This is a genomic window from Bacteroidota bacterium (assembly GCA_016183775.1).
In the GTDB taxonomy this organism is placed as follows: Bacteria; Bacteroidota; Bacteroidia; order JABDFU01; family JABDFU01; genus JABDFU01.
This window is the reverse complement of the sequence record JACPDY010000040.1, coordinates 43,090-63,114: the sequence shown is the minus strand read 5'-3', so window position 1 is coordinate 63,114 and position 20,025 is coordinate 43,090. Positions and strand designations below refer to the sequence as shown.

The 20,025-nt window shown below is 38.8% G+C and carries 8 protein-coding genes; all 8 read left to right on the top strand.

Annotation, left to right across the window (positions count from 1 at the left end; translation table 11 throughout):
* Positions 1-312 precede the first annotated feature (312 nt).
* Complete coding sequence (locus HYU69_05475) at positions 313-984, top strand: PorT family protein (GenBank protein ID MBI2269793.1); 672 nt, start codon at positions 313-315, stop codon at positions 982-984.
* Positions 985-986: 2 nt separating this feature from the next.
* Positions 987-1,526 (top strand): OmpH family outer membrane protein, encoded by a 540-nt coding sequence (locus tag HYU69_05470; protein ID MBI2269792.1) that lies wholly within the window; start codon positions 987-989, stop codon positions 1,524-1,526.
* Complete coding sequence (locus tag HYU69_05465) at positions 1,526-2,128, top strand: hypothetical protein (GenBank protein ID MBI2269791.1); 603 nt, start codon at positions 1,526-1,528, stop codon at positions 2,126-2,128. The genes HYU69_05470 and HYU69_05465 overlap by 1 nt, the downstream gene beginning before the upstream one ends.
* A gap of 4 nt (positions 2,129-2,132) precedes the next feature.
* Positions 2,133-7,277, top strand: a complete 5,145-nt coding sequence (locus tag HYU69_05460) for a hypothetical protein (GenBank protein MBI2269790.1) — start codon at positions 2,133-2,135, stop codon at positions 7,275-7,277.
* Between the two features lie 134 nt (positions 7,278-7,411).
* Positions 7,412-9,556, top strand: a complete 2,145-nt coding sequence (locus HYU69_05455; GenBank protein ID MBI2269789.1) for a gliding motility-associated C-terminal domain-containing protein — start codon at positions 7,412-7,414, stop codon at positions 9,554-9,556.
* 254 nt (positions 9,557-9,810) lie between these two features.
* Positions 9,811-17,877 carry an RHS repeat-associated core domain-containing protein gene (locus HYU69_05450; GenBank protein ID MBI2269788.1) on the top strand — a complete coding sequence of 2,689 codons (8,067 nt, stop codon included), beginning with the start codon at positions 9,811-9,813 and terminating at the stop codon, positions 17,875-17,877.
* A 740-nt stretch (positions 17,878-18,617) separates the two neighbouring features.
* A complete protein-coding gene (locus HYU69_05445; protein ID MBI2269787.1) occupies positions 18,618-19,271 on the top strand; it encodes an IS1 family transposase in 654 nt (217 codons plus the stop codon).
* 87 nt (positions 19,272-19,358) lie between these two features.
* Positions 19,359-19,907: a transposase gene (locus HYU69_05440; protein MBI2269786.1), complete on the top strand. Its 549-nt coding sequence runs from the start codon at positions 19,359-19,361 to the stop codon at positions 19,905-19,907.
* Positions 19,908-20,025 lie beyond the last annotated feature (118 nt).

Sequence of the window (20,025 nt, the reverse complement as noted above, 5' to 3'; positions counted from 1 at the left end):
TACAATTTTCCATTGGGCATCGGTAAGGCTTGTTTCATACATGGTACATAGGGTTTTGGTCAACACTAAGTAATTCAGTAGGAGATTTCCTTTTAGATGCCCTTTATACTTTTTATCAAATGAATTTTAAACAGTTTCTAATGTTATAAAGGTGAGATAGGAGACAATGGGCGAGCAAGATATATTATGTTAGGTTATTCTATCCGAATCCTGCAATATTGTAGCGATTGACTTTTTAAGAATGTAAATGGCAAAAATCAAAGTAAATTGAAAATAATTAAACCAATAATACTATTAGTTTTCTTTTGTAGCATGGCCTTTGGCCAGGATACAACAAGGCACAAATTAATAATTGGCGCGCATGGTGGGCCTGCTGTGGCAACCAGTGTGAGTTTTAATAAAACCTTTTCGGATCCTACTTCTACCATTGGGCCGAGGTTAGGTTATATTGCTGGGTTAGATTTGCAGCGCCGGTTAACATACAAACTTGCTTTATGCCTGGAGGCCAATTATGAAAGCAAAGGATACATACATATAGATAAAAGTCCGTATGCGTATGTAAAATTTGGTAATTCTACCAATAGTGGAGGTTACGGTACTCCATTTGAAAAATTGCGAATAGAAATTATATCAGATTTTATTACAATACCTGTAACTGCAAAAATTTTGATGAATAGGAAGAAAGTGGCCTATTTTTTTAATTTAGGATTTTTTGCAGCCTATCCTATTAGGAGTCGATTTTTGTTATTATCCGCAAATTCAGAGCCCATTGTGATGGAAACTTTTTATCCAAATGGTTTCAATTACCGCAGCATCAATTACGGCTTGGTTACAGGTTTTGGAGTAAATATACCGCATAACGAACAATTTCAATTTTCACTTGAGGTAAGGAACAATATTGAATTAAAAAATATATTTAAGGAGAATGAGTACCAGTTTGAAACTTGTTCTCTCCTGTTAGGCATTGGATATAAACTAAAATAAATATGAATACAAAATCATTAATGATTAGTGTAATTGTTATGGTGCTGATTTTAACGGGCTATCATTTTTTCTTCAATGCCCGCTCATACTCACTGGCCTATGTTGATTCGTCCCGGTTAATGACCGAATACAAGGGGATGGAAGAAGTGAAAAAAACAAATGAGGCCCGGGCCAAGACCTGGCAGTCCAATGTGGATACATTAGCCCTGGAGTTGCAAAACGACATAAAAAAATACGAAAAGGAAAGAGGGCAGATGAGCGAGCGCGAAAAGAAAACAACCGAGGAGCTAATTGGCCGTAAACAGCAGCAGTTTATGCAATACAAAGAGGTTACTAAAAACAAAGCGTCCGAAGAAGAACAAAAAATCACGAATGAAGCGTTGGCAAAAGTTAATAGTGTGATCACTGAATTTGGAAAAAAGAATGGTTACACCTTCGTTTTTGGTACCACATCGGGTAACATTGTGTATGCCAGCGAGGCCGTAAATGTAACCGATCGCGTTCTGGAGGTGTTGAACATTCAATACGAGCAAAATAAATAATGAACTTAACCCGCATAACATATTATTTTACAATACTGGTATTTCCGGTGGTTTTGTTTTCTTCCTGTAAAACAGGAGTTACAACAGCCGAGCTTGAAAAGTATATAACCGATACTGGAAACGGCACAAAAAAAAGTTTTGAGATCGGGAATTTTAAGGCCGAAATTATTTATCGCCCCACGGACCTGATGGTGAACCATGAACTGGCATCAGGAAATAAAGATGCTGAAGCGTTAAAAAATAAGTACAAAAAGTACGATTATTTTGTTTTAAATATGCAGAACAACGGAGGAGATATGTTAAACAGTACAGCTTCCAACAAGGCCTTGTTCGCCGGGATCAATGAACAGCTTTCTTTCGGCATGAATGAACATGTGTATATAGTGGATAGGAACAAGGATACCACCCACCTGGCCGATTTTGCTTTCCCGCGTTTGTATGAAGCGGCAAAATCAACTTCGATATTATTGGCATTTAAGGCAGATGCCATAAAAACAGACGCGTTTAAAATTTGTATCAGCGACATTGGTTTTACAAAAGGAATAATAGAATTTGATTTTGATAAAAACGATTTTAAAAACATACCCTCATTAAAATTATAATACCATGATCATGCATCGCTTAACCAAATACAAAAAAACAAAAAAAGCAATCGCTTTAACTTTAGCAGTAAGTATGCTTAATGCATCGTTGTTTCCGACTTATACATTAGCCCTAAATCCTGGGGCAGGTTTACCTGAATATTCTTCATTTGAACCTGTTGACGCTACAGATATGGTAAGTTTACTTACAGGTGATTTTACTTATAGTATGCCTGTTATAAATGTTCCCGGACCTGAGGGGGGGTACCCGCTTGCGATGTTTTATCACGCCGGTATTACTCCCGAACAGGAAGCATCTTGGCTTGGTTTGGGTTGGAATATTAATCCCGGTAGCATAAATCGTTTTGCAAAAGGTATCCCCGACGATTTTAATAGAAAAACCTCCGTCGTGTCAACTTATTCAGGGATAACAACTGTAAAAGATTGGGATGTTTCGCTTGGTGTTGGATATGGCGGATTCAGTGTTGGTCTCTCTCTTGATGGGGGCTCGCATAAATCCACCGGTGGTAGTGTTTCCTTTGGAGTAGGACAAAAAAGCGGCCCTTTAAGTGGTGGATTTTCAGTAGGGTCACGTGGGGTAAATGTTTCAGCTCAGTATGGTTTTTCACAAAATAGCGGAGTTCTTTCTGCATCGGCAGGTATAAGTGAGAAGGGTAGTTTAAGGGGAACTAGTTCAATTGGAGTAAGTAAAGTTGGCAGCATTGGAGTTTCTTTATCCAGTTCGGGTGTTAATTCTTTTGCATCAATGGCTGGTCATACCGAGAATCTTAGCGGCACTTTAAACAATCAAAATCTCTCTATGAATCCCATTGGGGGCTTTAGTTTTTATGCCAATTTTTATTATGGAAACGTTTCAGTTAATTACACCAAAATTGAATATGCTCAATATGCAAGAGATGATAAAACGAATACAGGTAGTTTGTATATGAGCCAAGCTAAAAATGAGATCACTTCGACCGGAGGGGTGCAAAAAAGATTAGCTGCGACTGATGTATATGAAGATCCATATAGTGCCTCAACCTATAATAGTGTTGAGGCTCAATCAAAAGAGAACGCTTTAACATTTCCATCTTACGATTCGTATAATGTTACGGCGCAAGGCCTAAGTGGAAATATAAGTCCAAAAATATTTGAGTTCGGAACATTGACGCATGAAGGAATGGTGTTTTCTGGTGCGGCAACAGAATTACAATGTTATAATGACTCTAGATTACCTTTTAATAAGGATGCAGATAAAATCTATTTTCAGTTTGATAACGAACCGGGTGGGTTTGCGAAAATTAATCCCGGAACATACGGAACAGGAGCTTCGCCAATGGAGTATTCTTATTCGGGTGGAGATTTAGATATTACCAACGATGGGAAATCATTTTATAACTCCACTTCTAAACGGGTAGGTCAAGGTAAGTATATTGAATGGTTTACTAACGGTGAAATTTATACGCAATTTAATGATGCTATAGCTAAAGGGTTTATTGAAACAGAAAGCCAGAGCGGTCATCGAAATGAAGCTAATTTATACGATTCAGAAGGGATCGGCGCTTATAGCATTACAACAGAGGATGGAAAAACGTACCATTACTCTATTCCAGTTTATGAGTTTGAGTCGCATCAAATATTTGAAGACAAAACAAGTCAGTCAAATGGCGCCCATTTAATTAATCATAAAATTAATAAATATGCATATGATTGGCTGTTAACTTCTGTAACAGGCCCCGATTATGTAGATAGGGGAACATCAGGGGTAATTGATGACGAAGATTATGGATACTGGGTGAAATTTGATTATGGAAAATGGACTGATGGCTATCAGTGGCGTTATCCTTATAAGGATGGAACCTATGTGCCTAATAACAGCAGTAAAAGCAGCCAATATGGTGAGTATGAAATTGGACGTAAACAAATTTATTATTTGAACAGTATCAAAACCAAAACACATACTGCTTATTTTATTAAAAGTTTGCGGGAAGATGGGAAAGGGAAGCAGGTTACTTTGTACAAGGAAGCTCCAGTTTCGGGGTGGTATCATTCTTCAGGAGGGGAGTCCGAATGCAGTGGAATAGAAAATAGAGATTGGGTTAAATACGATAGGACATATACTACTCAAATAAATAGTTGTGGAGTTGCTAATCAATTGTTGAAATTAGATAAAATAATTTTAATGAATAATGCTGATGCCGTGTTAAATCCTGCAAATAATGGCACCAATGTTTTTAAAGCAAGTGTTAGTGGTGGAGGAACTTCTTGTGTAGCAAAAAAAAGACAAAAAAATTATTATGATGAAAATGCAAGTTGGACAATAAATGGAGATAGATATAGGACATGTAGTGGAAGTAGTTACCTCGCTGATATTTCACTCTATAACATACCAACATATACAAGTTATTTTCAAGCAAATGTTTTGGATGTGAAAGATGTAGAGGATGACATTGCAGATATTGAGGAAAAGGCACTGAAAGTTGTCCAGTTTAGCCAGGATTATTCCCTTTGTGGTAATACACCTAATTCGGATGCGACGGCAACAAATCCAAGTTCGACGGCAAAAGGAAAGTTAACATTGAATTCGGTAAAAATATATGGTTTAGGTAAAGCGGATATTTTGCCATCCTACAATTTCACTTATAATAATCAATCATCAAATCCAATTGCTTACAATCAAAATCAAATAGACAATTGGGGATATTATTCTACAGTTCAGGATGATTACAGCAAAAAGCCAAATGCTGATGCCTGGAGTTTGAATGAAATCACTACTCCCTTAGGTGGCAAAATTAAAATTAATTATGAGTCAGATACTTATTCGTTGGAAGCTGCTTTAGGGTCAATACCCGAATTTAATAGAAGAGTTACCAATATCACGAAAAATGGGACTTCCATGACATTTAAGGTGGATCAAAGCGTGAATGATTTGAAAGATAATGGAGCATTAGTGATAAATAAATTATATAAGATTTATGCTATGACTGCTGCATCTTATCGATATGGGCCACCGCGTAACCCTACCAATGTTCCGGCAAAGTATGAATTCATATATAAAAAACTACTTTCGTTTGATTTAAATGCGAACACACTTACATTTGAGGAAACCAGTACATCCACATTTCCAAATCCACTAAATGTTTATTTTACGGCTGATTTTCTTTGTGGAGGAGGAATCAGGGTTAAAGAAATTTTATTAGATGATGGAGCGGGTGGTATTTATAAAACTTCCTATTCATATAATAATCCAGCTACAAATATCAGTTCAGGTGTCACTTCTTATGCGCCAATAGTAGGTGGTGGGAGTACAGAACCTTATATTCGGGGAGTGACTTCTCCAATAACAGTAGAAAGATATATTCCTTATGTATATGAGTTACCTGCGCCTATGGTAATGTACGAATATGTAACTGTTGAAGACAAGGGGCTTACTAATGATTCCTATGCAAAAGCGAGGTATAAATTTGATGTGCTCAAGACAGCTATAAATAATTCATCCGGTTTTTCTATGGGTGATCATGTTAAAGTAAATGATGTTGATGTACCAGGATGGTTTCAAAGCTATACCACAGGCAACCATTGGGGCTATTCATATCGTCGTTCAGGTATTGTAACAGATAATAAAGCCGCAATAGGCCGAATACTTGAAATAACTACGTTGAATAAATCTAATTTAGTGAGCGATAAAAACACATATGAATATCAAAAAATCAGTGATGGCTCCATAAAGAGCGGAATAATTCAGGAAAGTTTTAATACAATCAATAGGTATATCAGATGGAAACCCGATCACGTAACAAGTTCCAGCGATTGGCATATAACCTCCTCAAGCCGTATTTCTTATCCAAGTTTATTAAAAAGTATAACAACCGAATCAAACGGTATTAAAAATACAATTACAAATACCAAGTATGATTTTTACAGTGGCATGGTTACGGAAACAGAATCTGTAAATTCTTATGGAGAAAAATACAGGACTAAAACAATACCGGCTTATGAAAAATATGGAGGGATTGATAACAGCGCTATGGGTTCAAAAGTGTATGATGTAAGCAACAAGAATATGCTGGTGCAGGGTACAGCTAATTATTCGTATTCGGTTGATGCCGGCAATGCGGAGCATCTACTAAGTGCGTCGGTACAAACCTGGAAGGCGAATCCATGGACGTATAGCGAATTTAATACCGGAACATCTTCGTATGGTGATGTAACCACAGGAGCTGATGTATGGCGCAAGTATCAGAATTATGTTTGGAAATCTGCCGTTAACACCGATGGTACCATCGCCGGAACATTCACTGATTTCGATTGGTCAGGAACTCCGAATTCGGGCTGGCAAAAAACAAACGAAATTACCCGCTACGATCATTACTCTAATCCAATTGAATCGAAGGATATTAATGGTAATTACGCCGCCATTAAAACAGGAGGCTTAAATGATAACTTCGTAATTGCAACATCGGGCGCTTCAAACTACAGGAGTTTTGTTTTTACCGGCTTTGAAGATTCTAAGAATGTGGCTCCTACAGGCTCACCTGCTTATTATTTTGGTGGGGAAGTGTACCTTAACGAAGGGGTGAAAATTTCATCAGCCGAAAGCGGAGCTGTTACACCTCATACAGGTAATTTTTTAGCTCATGTGCCGGCAACAAAATATGGGCCTATTTATAAAGTCAGCAATGGTATACAAACAGGTCAAACGTATCGTGCCTCTGCGTGGGTGCATAAAAATAGTCCTTCGTCCACCGTCCTGGTAGCTGAACTTGATGGTCAGTCAGTTTATACGTACCAATCAATGGCTAAAAATGATTCGAAAGCTATAGCGGTCGGAGACTGGCTGTTATTAACTGTAAATATTACTGTACCCGCGAACTATGTAGCTTCCGGAGGCAGCCATGGTTTAAACGATTTGAGAGTATATGTTTATAACCCGGCTTCAAATGATGAAGCATATGTAGATGACATGCGTCTTCAACCTGTAAATTCTCCTGTATCAGGTTTTGTATTTGATGATCACACAGGTTTATTAATGGCCATCCTCGACAATGAGAACTTTGCAACCATTTTTACCTACGATGCAGCGGGTCGTTTGATTAAAACCGAAAAAGAATACTCGGGAGGAATTAAAAAAGTGAGCGAAGCCAGTTACCATTACGGGAGAGGCCTCTGATAAAATATAAGTGTAATTTACTTAAGGCGAAACGAGGATAGTTTTCTTCGTTTTGCCTTTTTTTATGCTTAAGCGAATGTCAAGTTTTGACTACCTTAGATTGGTATATTGTAAGCTTCCCAATAGTATCAAATATGGTAAAGTATAAAGAAATTTTGTTTGTTATTGCCTTTTACTTTTCGCCGCAAATAAATAATGTTGTTGCGCAAAGGGAACCCAATATTTGGTATTTTGGAGAAGGCGCTGGATTAGACTTTAATTCTGGAGGTCCGATTGCTCTTACAAATGGTATGATATATACAGACGAAGGAACTGCTTCCATTTCAGACCCTGTTGGAAATCTGCTTTTTTATACGAATGGAGAAAAAGTCTACAATAAGAATCACATCCAGATGCCAAATGGAATCGGTCTCTATGGTAGCTTTACTACAACACAGACCTTAATTGTCAGGCAGCCGGGCAGTACCAGATATTATTATATATTTACTGCAGCTCCACAAGTAAGATCTGCCGGTTTGCGATATTCCAAAATTGATATGAAACTTGATGGTGGGTTGGGCGATGTTGTAATTTCACAAAAAAATATTCCTCTTTATGTTCCTACATGTGAAAAAATTGCAGGAGTACAACATTGCAATAACCGGGATGTTTGGGTAGTTACCCATGAATTAAACACGAATGGATTTCGAACATATTTAATAACATCTTCAGGTATAGATACAGTAGCTGTCAAGAGTAATGCAGGGATTATTATTCCTGGAGATATTGGTTCCGGTCGTACAGCCATCGGACAATTAAAAGCTTCTTCTGATGGAAAAAAACTGGCTTGTGCAAGTAGTTTCAGTATCAATCGTTTTGAATTGTTTGACTTTAATAATTCGACAGGAATTATATCTAATGCAATTATTTTTCCGGCATTGACACCAATCTCAGTTTATGGAGGTGCGTATGGAGTTGAATTTTCGCCGGATCGTACAAAATTGTATTGCAGTATAGCGAATAATTTTTATGGAAAAATTTACCAAATTGATCTTTGTGCCGGTTCCGATTCAGCAATAGCAAATTCAGCAGTTTTAATCGCTAACGTATCAGAAATTACAGGATCCCTTCAGTTAGCTCCTGATAAAAAAATTTATGTTGCAAAGCATAAACAACAGTGGCTGGGAGTTATTAATAACCCGAATAATTTTGGTATAGGATGCAACTATATTAATAATGGATTTTTTTTGGGTGGCAAAATGAGTAGTTTGGGACTTCCGAATTACGTTTCCAATTATTTTAAAACACCTTCCCCTCCTTTTACAGATTCATCGAATTGTCTTAATGTTAGTTTCACTGCCCCAACCTTAAACGTTTCCAATTGTATAGGTTCTCTCAATAACATTACTTCTGTATTATGGAATTTTGGAGACCCCAATTCCGGAGTAAATGATACTTCATCGATTATTAATCCAACTCATGTTTTTTCCAATGGAGGAATATTTAATGTCACTTTAATTTTAAATTATCCATGCGGTAGCGATACATTTATTCAGTCCGTTCCGGTTTCTACAAATGCTAATCTTAATCTTTTAATAACGTCATCAAGTACCGACTGTGATACTGCTAATGGAATTGCTAATGTCAATATGGGAAGTGGCAGCCCTCCTTATACTTTTTTATGGAGCGATGGTCAAACAACTTCAATGGCTTCAGGTCTTAATGCAGGTACCTATAACGTGATCGTTACAGATGTTAATGGATGTAAACAAGCCGCAACAGCTTCTGTTATTTCAAAGGCTGGAACTGCAAATGCCGGTATAGATGCAACGATTAATTTTGGTTCATCAACACAATTAAATGCCGCAGGTGGAGGAACATATAGTTGGTCCCCATCAGATGGATTAAGTTGTACCGATTGTCAAAGTCCTTTCGCCACTCCTTCACAAACAACAATTTATACGGTAATTGTTACCGATACCAATGGATGCACGGCTACAGATGATGTTAAGGTTAAAATAAATTGCGGGGAACTATTTGTTCCAACAGCTTTTTCTCCGAATGGCGATGGTGAAAATGATGTTTGTTATGTAAGGGGACATTGTATCCTGTCTCTCGATTTTTCAATATTTAATCGTTGGGGTGAAAAGGTATTTGAAACGGCACATCAATCTTATGGATGGGATGGTACATATAGAGGCCAATCGTGTAGCAATGGCGTGTATATTTATTATCTCAATGGAACTTTGGTTGACGGGTCAGCAATTTCGAAGAAGGGAAATATAACACTGGTGAAGTAATATTACGTCAATAATTATTTCGTGATTTAAGCTTCTAAAATTCTGGGAACCGACCCTCTGATTACACCTGCTTTTCACTGCCAATTTTAGCAGGATAAAAACAACTCAAAATCTTATTTGAAAGATGACTCTTTTTAGCCGCGTTCGATAAAAAAATTAATGGGACCTGGAGCGTTGCGGATGGTTCAAGGCCGGTTAATACTTTTGCTAACTATTACCAGGTCGTAACAGCTCACGATGACAGTAAAAATTGGGTGTACAATGCCAGTTTCGCTGAGCAGGGTAAGAAAAAAACAAACATTAGTTATTTTGACGGTAGCCTGCGTGATCGCCAGGATGTAACAAAAATAAATTCGGATAACCAGGCCATTGTTGGTGAAACTATTTACGATTACCAGGGCAGGGGAGCCGTTAGTGTATTACCTACGCCTGCTTTCGATCCCCGTCTTAAATATTATGCGGGATTCAACCTTCCATCAGGAGCTACCGGCACTACTTCATACCGGAACAACGATTTTGATGTAGATCCGGGATCCTGCTCCACGAACGTTAAGTCCATGTTAAATACCAGTGGGGCATCCAAATACTATTCTGTAAATAACCCGGACAAAGTGGCTCAGCAAAGTTTTGTTCCCGATGCGCAGCTCTACCCGTTCTCAATGACTGAATTTGAACCCGATAATACAGGCAGGGTTAGAAGACAAAGCGGTGTTGGTCCCGATCATAAACTCGAATCGGGTCACGAAACAAAGTATTTGTATTCACAGCCATCGCAGGAGCAGCTCGACCGGCTTTTTGGTTCTGACGTTGGATATAAAAGTCATTACAAACGAAACAGTGTTATTGATGCCAATGGCCAGGTGAGTATAAGTTACCTCGATATGCAGGGAAGGGTTATTGCTACATCCTTGGCCGGAGATAATCCTTCTGCCACTGATCAGCTTCCGGACGTACCTGCTGTCGCAAATCTTACAGTAGATATGTTAAACAAGATAAACACTACCGATACTGATACCGATCTTGACGATAATGAATTAAGTGATCAGCGTAGTTCTCTCGTTTTCAGTAGTGATTTTGCTGTTGATGTAAGCGGTTCCGTTTCGTTCAGCTATACTATGACCGCTGCGAGTTTTAATACAGGCAGCCGGGCATGTTTGCCCGCCGATGTTTGCTACGACTGTGTATATGATCTTGAAATAAGTGTTAAGAGCCAATGCGGAGTAGATATGTTTACTCCTGTTGCGCAAACTGTCGGACACATAAATCCTTTCGATGCCACGTGCGATGGCAGCGCCGCTGCTTTTCAGCTTACACCCAATCCGATAACTGTTACTCTTCCGGCCGGCACCTATACAGTATATAAAAAATTAAAAGTGAATGAGGCTGCCTATCAGTTTTATGAGAGCAATTATATTACCCAAAGCACATGTGTAAATACCGAGCAAAGTTTTATTAATACCGCTTTAGCTCAGGTGGATCTGACAGGTTGTAATCTTACCTGTGCTCAGTGCTCTACAAGCCTTGGGTCGGAAGCGACATATATTGCTAAAACAGGAAAGGATCATAATGCTTATTTAAAGGCCATTGAATTGTGTAACAAACCATGTAAATATGTTAGTGCCTGCGAAGCCACCTATAACGCGATGTTAGCTGACGTTAGTCCCGGAGGACAATACGCCCAGTATCTGTATAATGGGACGGTTGATCCTTCTAAGTTTCCTTTATCCGTTTTAAATCCTGCTAACGCTTTTCCTAATAAGTATTCACCCGCGCTTCCTAACTGGAAGACGCCGAAAACCGAAACAGGCGCTTTGTATTATTATGAAGAGGATGGACTTACCCGTTCCTATGTTCCTGTAACTCCCGATCTAAATACTTCAGACCCGAACGATTTTATTCCTGCAATTGATGCGGCTGGAGTTACCCAGGCAACGACAACCGGCAAGGTAGATCCTCAATACCTTACCAATGTAAAAGATTTTATAAATAACTGGAAACCCAGCTGGGCAAAATCACTGGTGGCCTTTCATCCTGAATATTGTTACTTCTCCTGGTGCGACCAGAATAAAAATAAACCTTCCGGTTATACGATCAGCAGTGATAGCTTTGATTCTTTAATGTTAGTTACCACTACTTTTGCTGATGCCCAAACTAAAGGTTTGCTTGATCTCTTTCCTACGAATTGTACCAATCCAAAGGATCCGTATTTCAGCTCGACTATTGGGGCGGCCCAATGTAATGCCATGAGTAATACCTCTACCGGCCTGCTTTATAAATATCCCGATGCCAGCTCTCCATTCTCAATGTGGGAAATAGCCGATATTTCTGTTAACTGCGGTACCACCTATGGAACCACTGCTGAGATACAGGCCTGTCTTGCGTTATTTAATCCCGGTCCTCCGGCTAATAAGTATCAATATATCAGTAACGATCAGGAATGGGAAAAGTTCAGAAGTTTGTACCTGGCAGCTAAACAACAAATGCAGCAAAGTGCAATGGAAAGCAGTGCAATGACAGGCTCATGCTACAATGGATGCATCGGAACACAAAGTTTTGATCCTCAAGGTGCAGGTATGATAACAAGTCCTATCGCATCCTGTCAGTTTTTGAATGCAAGTCAGCCATGTTCAAATGGTACCTACTGGCTCTATTCCGGTAAGATCAAGCGTTTTCAAAATTCTAACGACATCATGGGCAGCCTTAAAGGCAATGGGGCGACCGTTGCCGGCAAGCTTAAAAAGAAGGTCGATTACCAATTATACCTTCAAACAGGTCAATGCCCCAAAGCAAGGGACTTACAGTACTTTCTAAATAGGTTAGCGATTAATAATCAATTAGCCACTGTTGTACCTGTTAAGAATTATGCTGAATTTACATTAGCGCTGTATCAGGATCTTACTGCCAGCTCATCTTATATTGCCTATAATTGGAACCCGGTTAAAAACGGAGCTACACTCAACACAACGTTTACAGGTGGAAGCACTACATGCAGTATTGGGGTTAATCTTACCTTTACCACTACTTATAGCTGGGCGAACTATGTTACAAATTTTAACATTACAGGATTCAAGCAGCTAACATTTACAAGCCTTGGTGGAAGCACATATAATTTCACGGTAGTTGCTGATGTTGACCACGATAACAACCCGGCCACAGCAACAGTTGAGGAAATTTTAACCGGAACAACCTGCTTCGCGATTGGCAATTGCGACAGCGACTTTACAAATACCGATGAGTGTATTCCTTCCCAGTCCGCTATTGATTTGCAAACGTTGTGGAATGCTTTGACTGCAAATACCGCCTTCAATTCAAGCAGTGTTAACCTCGAAACTTCCCCTTATAGTTCGTTTTTCATTACCCCATTAAAAAACTATGTTGGCTCAACTACTACCAATTGGACATGGAATACTTCCGGTAATAACCGTACAATTTCGTCAACCGGTTCGTCCAATTACCTTACTATTGCGTTTTCTTCGCTTCCATCGCCAATTACTTACTTCAGCGATTTTATTCCCGGAGCCACTGCCGGAACGTTTACTGTTACCCCATGGAATGGAACAACAGCTTATACGCCTATAACCGGAACGGTAACATTAACAAACCCCGGATATAGTTTCCCGGTAGGAAACTGTGGGAAAGCAAGCCTTTGTTCCGATTCGAAATACAAAACAGGTAAAGACCTCGCTGTTTTGTTGAACAGTTTAACTTCGGCAACACCTCCTCCCGCCATAATCACCACTACAACACTTACTTATAATCCTAACCTAAGTCCTTTATTGAAATCGTACATAGGCGGAAGCGCTGTAACTGGCTATTCCTGGGGTAGTGTTACATATACTGACGGCACTCTGACGGCTTCTATTCTTAGCGGTTCTAATGATCTTTGCCAGCTTAACCTCACGTTTGCAAATCCTTATGAGGTTGATGCGACACATAAAATGAGTACGATCACGGCATTTACAGACTTGTATGCCGATGAACAAAATCTGACAAACGGTGTATCCTATTCATTTACAATACGGGCATGGTTTGGCAATGAATATAGGATATTGAATGGTACCAGTTGTTTTCCAATGTTTAATTGCCATGAATGTACCTCTCCGGGTGGTAATTCAGGCGGGTACCTGATTTGGGAAGATTTTGCACCATCATGTGCAGATACATATTATGCAACAAATGTTTATTCCGATATCACAAAAAATTGCAGCACCTGGGATCCTTCGGTACCGCCATATTACTATTATAGTATTGGAGCTGATGCAAATTTCGTAAGCGCCACTCCGTTATGGGAAGGGATTGACCCGGCTAATAACTCTACCAATATAATGTTTGGTAACATTAACCCATCGAATAACACTAAAATATATTACAAGACTGTTGCAGTTACAGCCGGTACACCATATGATTTTAGCTTTTGGGTGAAGAATGTTGACCCGGCTTGCAATTCGCAAACGATGATATTTGATGTAATGGTAGGGGGTACGGTGGTTGCCACTTATACAATAACTGCCGGCAACCATGATTGGCAGCAATTCTCAGGCTCATATTTCTCATTAACTTCTCAAAATGTAGAATTTGCTATCAGGTTGAAAGCGGGAAGTTGTCCCGCATTTGCTCTTGATAAAATTTATTTTGCATTGCCAGGTAATGGCGGAAATGCCAATTGTACCCCTGCGTCAAATGTTAACCCAGCGCTTTCGCCCGTAACCACTTACACCAACCCATGCGAGCAGCACCAAATAGATATTGCCACACAAAACGGTAAAAACGCCTATCAAAAATATATATATGATATAAAAGCGGCATTCCGGGCCGACTATGTGAATAAGTGTATTGGTTCAGCCGTGGAAACATTTACGCGCACATATCCTGATAAGGAATACCATTACACACTTTATTATTATGATCAGGCCGGTAATCTGATACGTACTGTGCCGCCAGAAGGCATTTCACTCATAGATCTTGCCGTAAATACGTATGGAAGCGCTACAATAGATGGACTGGAAATAAAGCAAAACCGCGCCACTGATACTAAAACACTATACACTAACCACAGTTTTTTAACCACTTACAAATATAACACACTTAATCAGCTGGTGCAGCAAACAACACCCGATGCCGGCACTTCAAAATTCTGGTACGATGCACTCGGACGTATTGTGGCATCGCAAAACGCCAAGCAGTTTGTTACAACCAGCCCTGGTTATGCGTATAGCTATACCAATTACGATGCCCTGGGCCGTATAATTAAAGTGGGTGAGTTTTATGCAACTACCAATGTGTTAAACCAGGGATCGAACATTGTTAACCCTTTAATAAATGCTTCAAATTATCCCGATAACATTTGTATTGCCGGTGCAACGGGAAAATCGCAAATTACACTTACTACTTATGATGACGACCCTGATTACCCCGGCCAGCTAAACATGCGCGGCAGGGTAGCCTCAATAAAGATCGACGATGACAATGATGCGGTCTACGAATACGAAACCCATTATTCTTACGATACGCACGGTAACGTAAATAAACTTATCCAGAAAAGTCCGGGGCTTGGTGCGATAGTGATTAATTATACCTATGACCTGGTGAGCGGAAACGTAACTCAGGTTATTTATAATAAAGAACAGGCCGATGAGTTCCGTCATAAATATGAATATGATGCCGACAACCGCCTTTCGAATGTGTACACAAGCACAGATGGCGTTATTTGGGACCAGGACGCTAAATACTTTTACTATAAACATGGCCCGCAGGCCCGTGTTGAACTCGGGAATGATAAAGTGCAGGGACTCGATTATGCTTACACCTTGCAGGGATGGATTAAAGGAGTGAACGCCAATACCTTTGACGATGTAACCCGCGATCAGGGTAAAGACGGCAGCAACGGTAATTCCAACCTCAATGGTTTAACCGCCCGCGATGAATATGGCTACAGCCTCGCCTACTTTGCCGGTGACGGCACAAACGGCGACTACAAAGCCATTAATACCTCTGCTAACTTTCTTGCATCAACGGTTTCCAGCGGACTGATCACCAGTAATGTTTCAGCCGATTTATTTAACGGAAACATACGCCACATGATCACCTCGGTAAGGGCATTGTCATCCGCTGTGCCCCAGGCAATGGCATATAAATATGATCAGTTGCAGCGTATCACAAAGGCTACTATGTATAATAATATTACAGCCAATGCATGGGGTGGAGGAGCTGCATCCGCGGATTATGCCGAAACATATTCATATGATGCAAATGGGAATATCAATACGCTTACACGCACGGGCAATGGCGCTGTGGCAATGGATAATTTAACCTATAATTATGTTGCAGGCACAAATAAATTAAACTATGTGGCAGATCCTGTTTCATCTGTCAATTTCGATACTGATATCGATGGGCAGAGTGCCAACAACTACGATTACGATCAAATTGGAAACCTTACTCAGGACGCACAGGAACAAATAACCGCAACTTCTGCAACAGGTATTTTCTGGAATGTTTATGGTAAAATAAAAAAGATCATACATAATGCGGGTAGCACTAAAGTTGATCTTGAGTTTGCTTACGATGGCAGCGGAAACCGTATCGCTAAAATTGAAAAACCACGCCCCGGCGGCATTGCTTCCACACAAGGCGCCTGGAAGTATACCTACTACGTGCGCGACGCAAGTGGTAATATACTGGCCACATATGAAAAAACATATACTGATGTAACCTCTTCGCAATTTACTGTTAATCTAAATCTTAAAGAAAGAGAACTGTATGGCAGCGGACGCTTGGGAACAACCGCAGGCGCATCAATTTATCAACAAACAAATACGTTTTCGGGATATAATGCCGATGGTACCTTTAATAATGTTGTAAATGGTATTCCTGTTTATTTTGGGGGCTATTTGTCTCCAAATAAAACACATAGTGTTGGAAACAAGCAATACGAACTTTCAAACCATTTAGGTAATGTACTCGAAACGGTGTCCGATCGTAAAACCATTACTGCTTCTGTGGGTATAGTTAATAATCTTTTTTTAACTACAACCGAGAGCTGGCAGCAAACAAGCGCTGCGGCAACAGTATCGTGGTCCGCTTTTGCACCCGACGGACGATTGCAAATAAGCACCTCTGCAATAAACGAAGGTGCGGAGTTGTTAAATATAACAACCGTGCCGGGCGAATCGTATACTCTTAGCGCAGACCTAAACATGGGTACGGGAACAACAAGCATTAGCCTTGAGGCATATGATAATAGTTCTGTATTATTAAATTCGGTTACCACAACTACAACAAGCACAAAATCTTTTACCTTTACAGCAACAACAACTTTATCGAAACTTAAAGTGCTTAATAAAACCAATAACGGTACCGCCGTTACATTTTATATTGATAATGTAAACTTAAGCAAGCTGGGTTATTATTCTGCCTGCATTGCAAATGCACAGGATTATTATCCCGGCGGGGCGATCTTACCCGGGCGCTCTTTTGTTGGTGCGATCGATTACCGCTTCGGATTTAATGGGAAAGAGAAAGATGATGAGTTCAAGACCAATGGAAATAGCTATGATTTTGGTGCAAGGATGTATGACCCTCGTTTAGGTAGGTTCTTAAGTGTTGACCCACTTACAAAGAAATATCCTGAATTAACTCCATATCTATTTGCCAATAATAGTCCTATCTTAATGGTGGATGTTGATGGATTGTCAGGTGGTATTTTAGATGAAATTGTTGATTATGCCAAAGCTAAAATTACAAAAGTCGTACAGCAAGCGGTTACTAATTTAGTTCAAGCAACAGTTGATTATGTGATGGAAAGCGCAAAAAAGGTTGAAGTTAAACCCTATGTAAAGGCGGAGGCAAAAGTTACAGGGGGATACAGAGCTGCTTTTGAGATAAAAAAACTTGGAGGAGCTGATATTAATACGGGCTCAATCGAATTGTTTGGAGTAAAATTGGATGTTAATCCTGAAACAGTAAAAAAACCTAAAAATATTGTGGAAGCAAATTATGCTACAAAGAATGGAAAAGTTACACGTACAGGAGGAATAAGTGGTTCCGTTCCATTAGAAGGTGTAGTTGGAGTTGGAGCTGGATTTTCAACTTCGACAACTAAGTCAAGCAATGGTACTAAATCGACAACTAATTCGCTAAGTAGTGGTGCAAGTGCCGGTCCAATTAATATGAGTATAACAGGAGAAAAAACAGTTGATGACGAAGCAACTACAACGTCAGTGACAGGTTCAGTAGGCTCAAATGCTGCCGTTGGAGCTGGTCTTGTTGGAGAGTATAACATAGAAGTCGGAGTTAAAATTTCTCTTAAATCGGATGATTAATGTTTAAAATTAATGCGAATAATAAAGTTGCAAGAATAGCAGTTTTGTTGTTGACATTATTTGGCGTGTTGTTTTTTATAATAATAATTAAGTCGATTAATCCTCCATCTCTAATTTTAATTATACTGTCGCTATTTTTTATACTGCTTATTTCCATTGTTTTAAAATTCTATTTCTTTGACTGGGACATATTAGTTGGAAATAATAAGATGATTGTTGAAAATTTCTTTGATGGTTATTCTTTTGAAAAAGGAGTTACATTTGGTATAAAGCATTTTGGGTTTCTTTCCATTTTTTACTCAGTTTATCAATTGAACATTAATAACAAGAAGTTTTGGTTCATCTATAGAAGGAATTCCTTTCTTATATTTAATCCTAATTCAATCACAAGTGAAATTGTTGAGAAAATTGATAGAAATATTGAAAAACATCTACAGTAAAATACTCCCTCTTTTATTTACACCATTAATCATAATTATTAGTTGGGTAGTGTATCAAATCATCACCTAAAATAACAAAAGTAAAATAAAAAGTTGTTTTTTGAGAAGAAAAGGATAAATTAAAATATAGAATAGTATCAAAATGAGCAACAAAAGGTTGCTCATTTTTTTTGAAACAACAGAAATACCGGCTTTCCGAGGCCGAATTTATACCAGGTGTTTCAAATCGTCACCTGAAAAGGCAGGACGCTGGTCGGCGACGTCCGTCCCGACCAATTTCACACTTTTAAATCATAAATTATGAAATGTCATTACTGTAAATCACTATGCATTAAAAAGGGGAAGACTAAAACGGATCTCCAAAAATACCAATGCCTATACTGTAAAAAATATCAAAGAGAAAACTATCGCAATAAAGCTTGTCAGCCGGGTACGAATGAAAAAATTCGTGTATACGTTAAAGAAGGTTGTGGCATAAGAAGTACAGCAAGATTGATGAGTATCTCAGCGACAACAGTAATAACTAAAATAAAACAAGAAGCACAAAAGGTGATAAAGCCAATAGTAAAAATGCGGAAAGAATATGAAGTAGATGAATTAAAAACGTATGTCAAAAAAAAGAAAAATGAACAATGGGTAATGTATGCGATAAATAAAAAAACAAAACAGGTAGTGGATTTCAGGGTAGGTAAAAGAAACAAAAAAAATCTGAAAGGATTAATTGAGACATTGCTCTTATCAAGAGCTGGAAAAATTTACACAGATAAACTAAATATCTATCCCGGACTTATTCCTGCAGAAATTCATTACCCGGTACCGCACCAGATAAATTATATTGAAAGGAAAAATTTGAATTTGCGCACTCATTTGAAAAGATTGACACGAAAAACAATCTGCTATTCAAAAAGCATAAGAATGCTGACAGCTTGTTTAATGATTTATTTCTGGGGGTAAAAACACTAATCGGCTTGAAAGTGTTTGTGCTTAATTTTCGAATAAAAAAAATTGTTACATTTCTGCGTTAAATTAATAAGTAATCAAATGGGTTTTCACTACAAAGTTTACGATAACACTCGTCCATATTTTATAACAATGACAGTCGTAAACTGGATAGACGTCTTCATCAGAAAAAATCATAAAATAGTAATAGTAGAAGCATTAGAATACTGCCAGAAAAATAAAGGACTTGAAATTTTTGCCTGGTGTTTAATGCCCAGTCATCTACACATGATAGTTCGTGCAAAGGAAGGTTTTCAGTTAGCGGATATCATCCGCGACTTTAAAGCATATACAGCAAGAGTAATTCTCAAGCAAATTATTGAAGAGCCCGAAAGCCGCAGAGACTGGATGCTTAAAAATTTTAAAGAAGCAGATCAGGGACAACTAACAGCTTCAGGGTATAAATTCTGGAAAGACGGTTATCACCCGGTGGAATTATATACTACAAAATTTACGATGCAAAAACTTCAATACATACATAACAATCCTGTGGAAGAAATGTTAGTTACAAAACCCTGGGAGTACATGTTTAGTTCTGCCCGTAATTATGCCGATATGGATTCGATATTAGATGTGATAATTATTTCGTGATTTAAGCTTCTAAAGTTCTGGGAACCGACCTTCTGATTACACCTGCTTTTCACTGCCAATTTTAGCAGGATAAAAACAACTCAAAATCCTATTTGAAAGATGACTCTTTTTAGACCAC

Excerpts from the sequence above, each read along its gene's own strand:
- HYU69_05445 (MBI2269787.1), top strand. The coding sequence starts at position 18,618 with ATGAAATGTCATTACTGTAAATCACTATGCATTAAAAAGGGGAAGACT.
- HYU69_05460 (MBI2269790.1), top strand. The coding sequence starts at position 2,133 with ATGATCATGCATCGCTTAACCAAATACAAAAAAACAAAAAAAGCAATC.
- HYU69_05455 (MBI2269789.1), top strand. The coding sequence starts at position 7,412 with ATGGTAAAGTATAAAGAAATTTTGTTTGTTATTGCCTTTTACTTTTCG.
- HYU69_05440 (MBI2269786.1), top strand. The coding sequence starts at position 19,359 with ATGGGTTTTCACTACAAAGTTTACGATAACACTCGTCCATATTTTATA.
- HYU69_05470 (MBI2269792.1), top strand. The coding sequence starts at position 987 with ATGAATACAAAATCATTAATGATTAGTGTAATTGTTATGGTGCTGATT.
- HYU69_05475 (MBI2269793.1), top strand. The coding sequence starts at position 313 with ATGGCCTTTGGCCAGGATACAACAAGGCACAAATTAATAATTGGCGCG.
- HYU69_05465 (MBI2269791.1), top strand. The coding sequence starts at position 1,526 with ATGAACTTAACCCGCATAACATATTATTTTACAATACTGGTATTTCCG.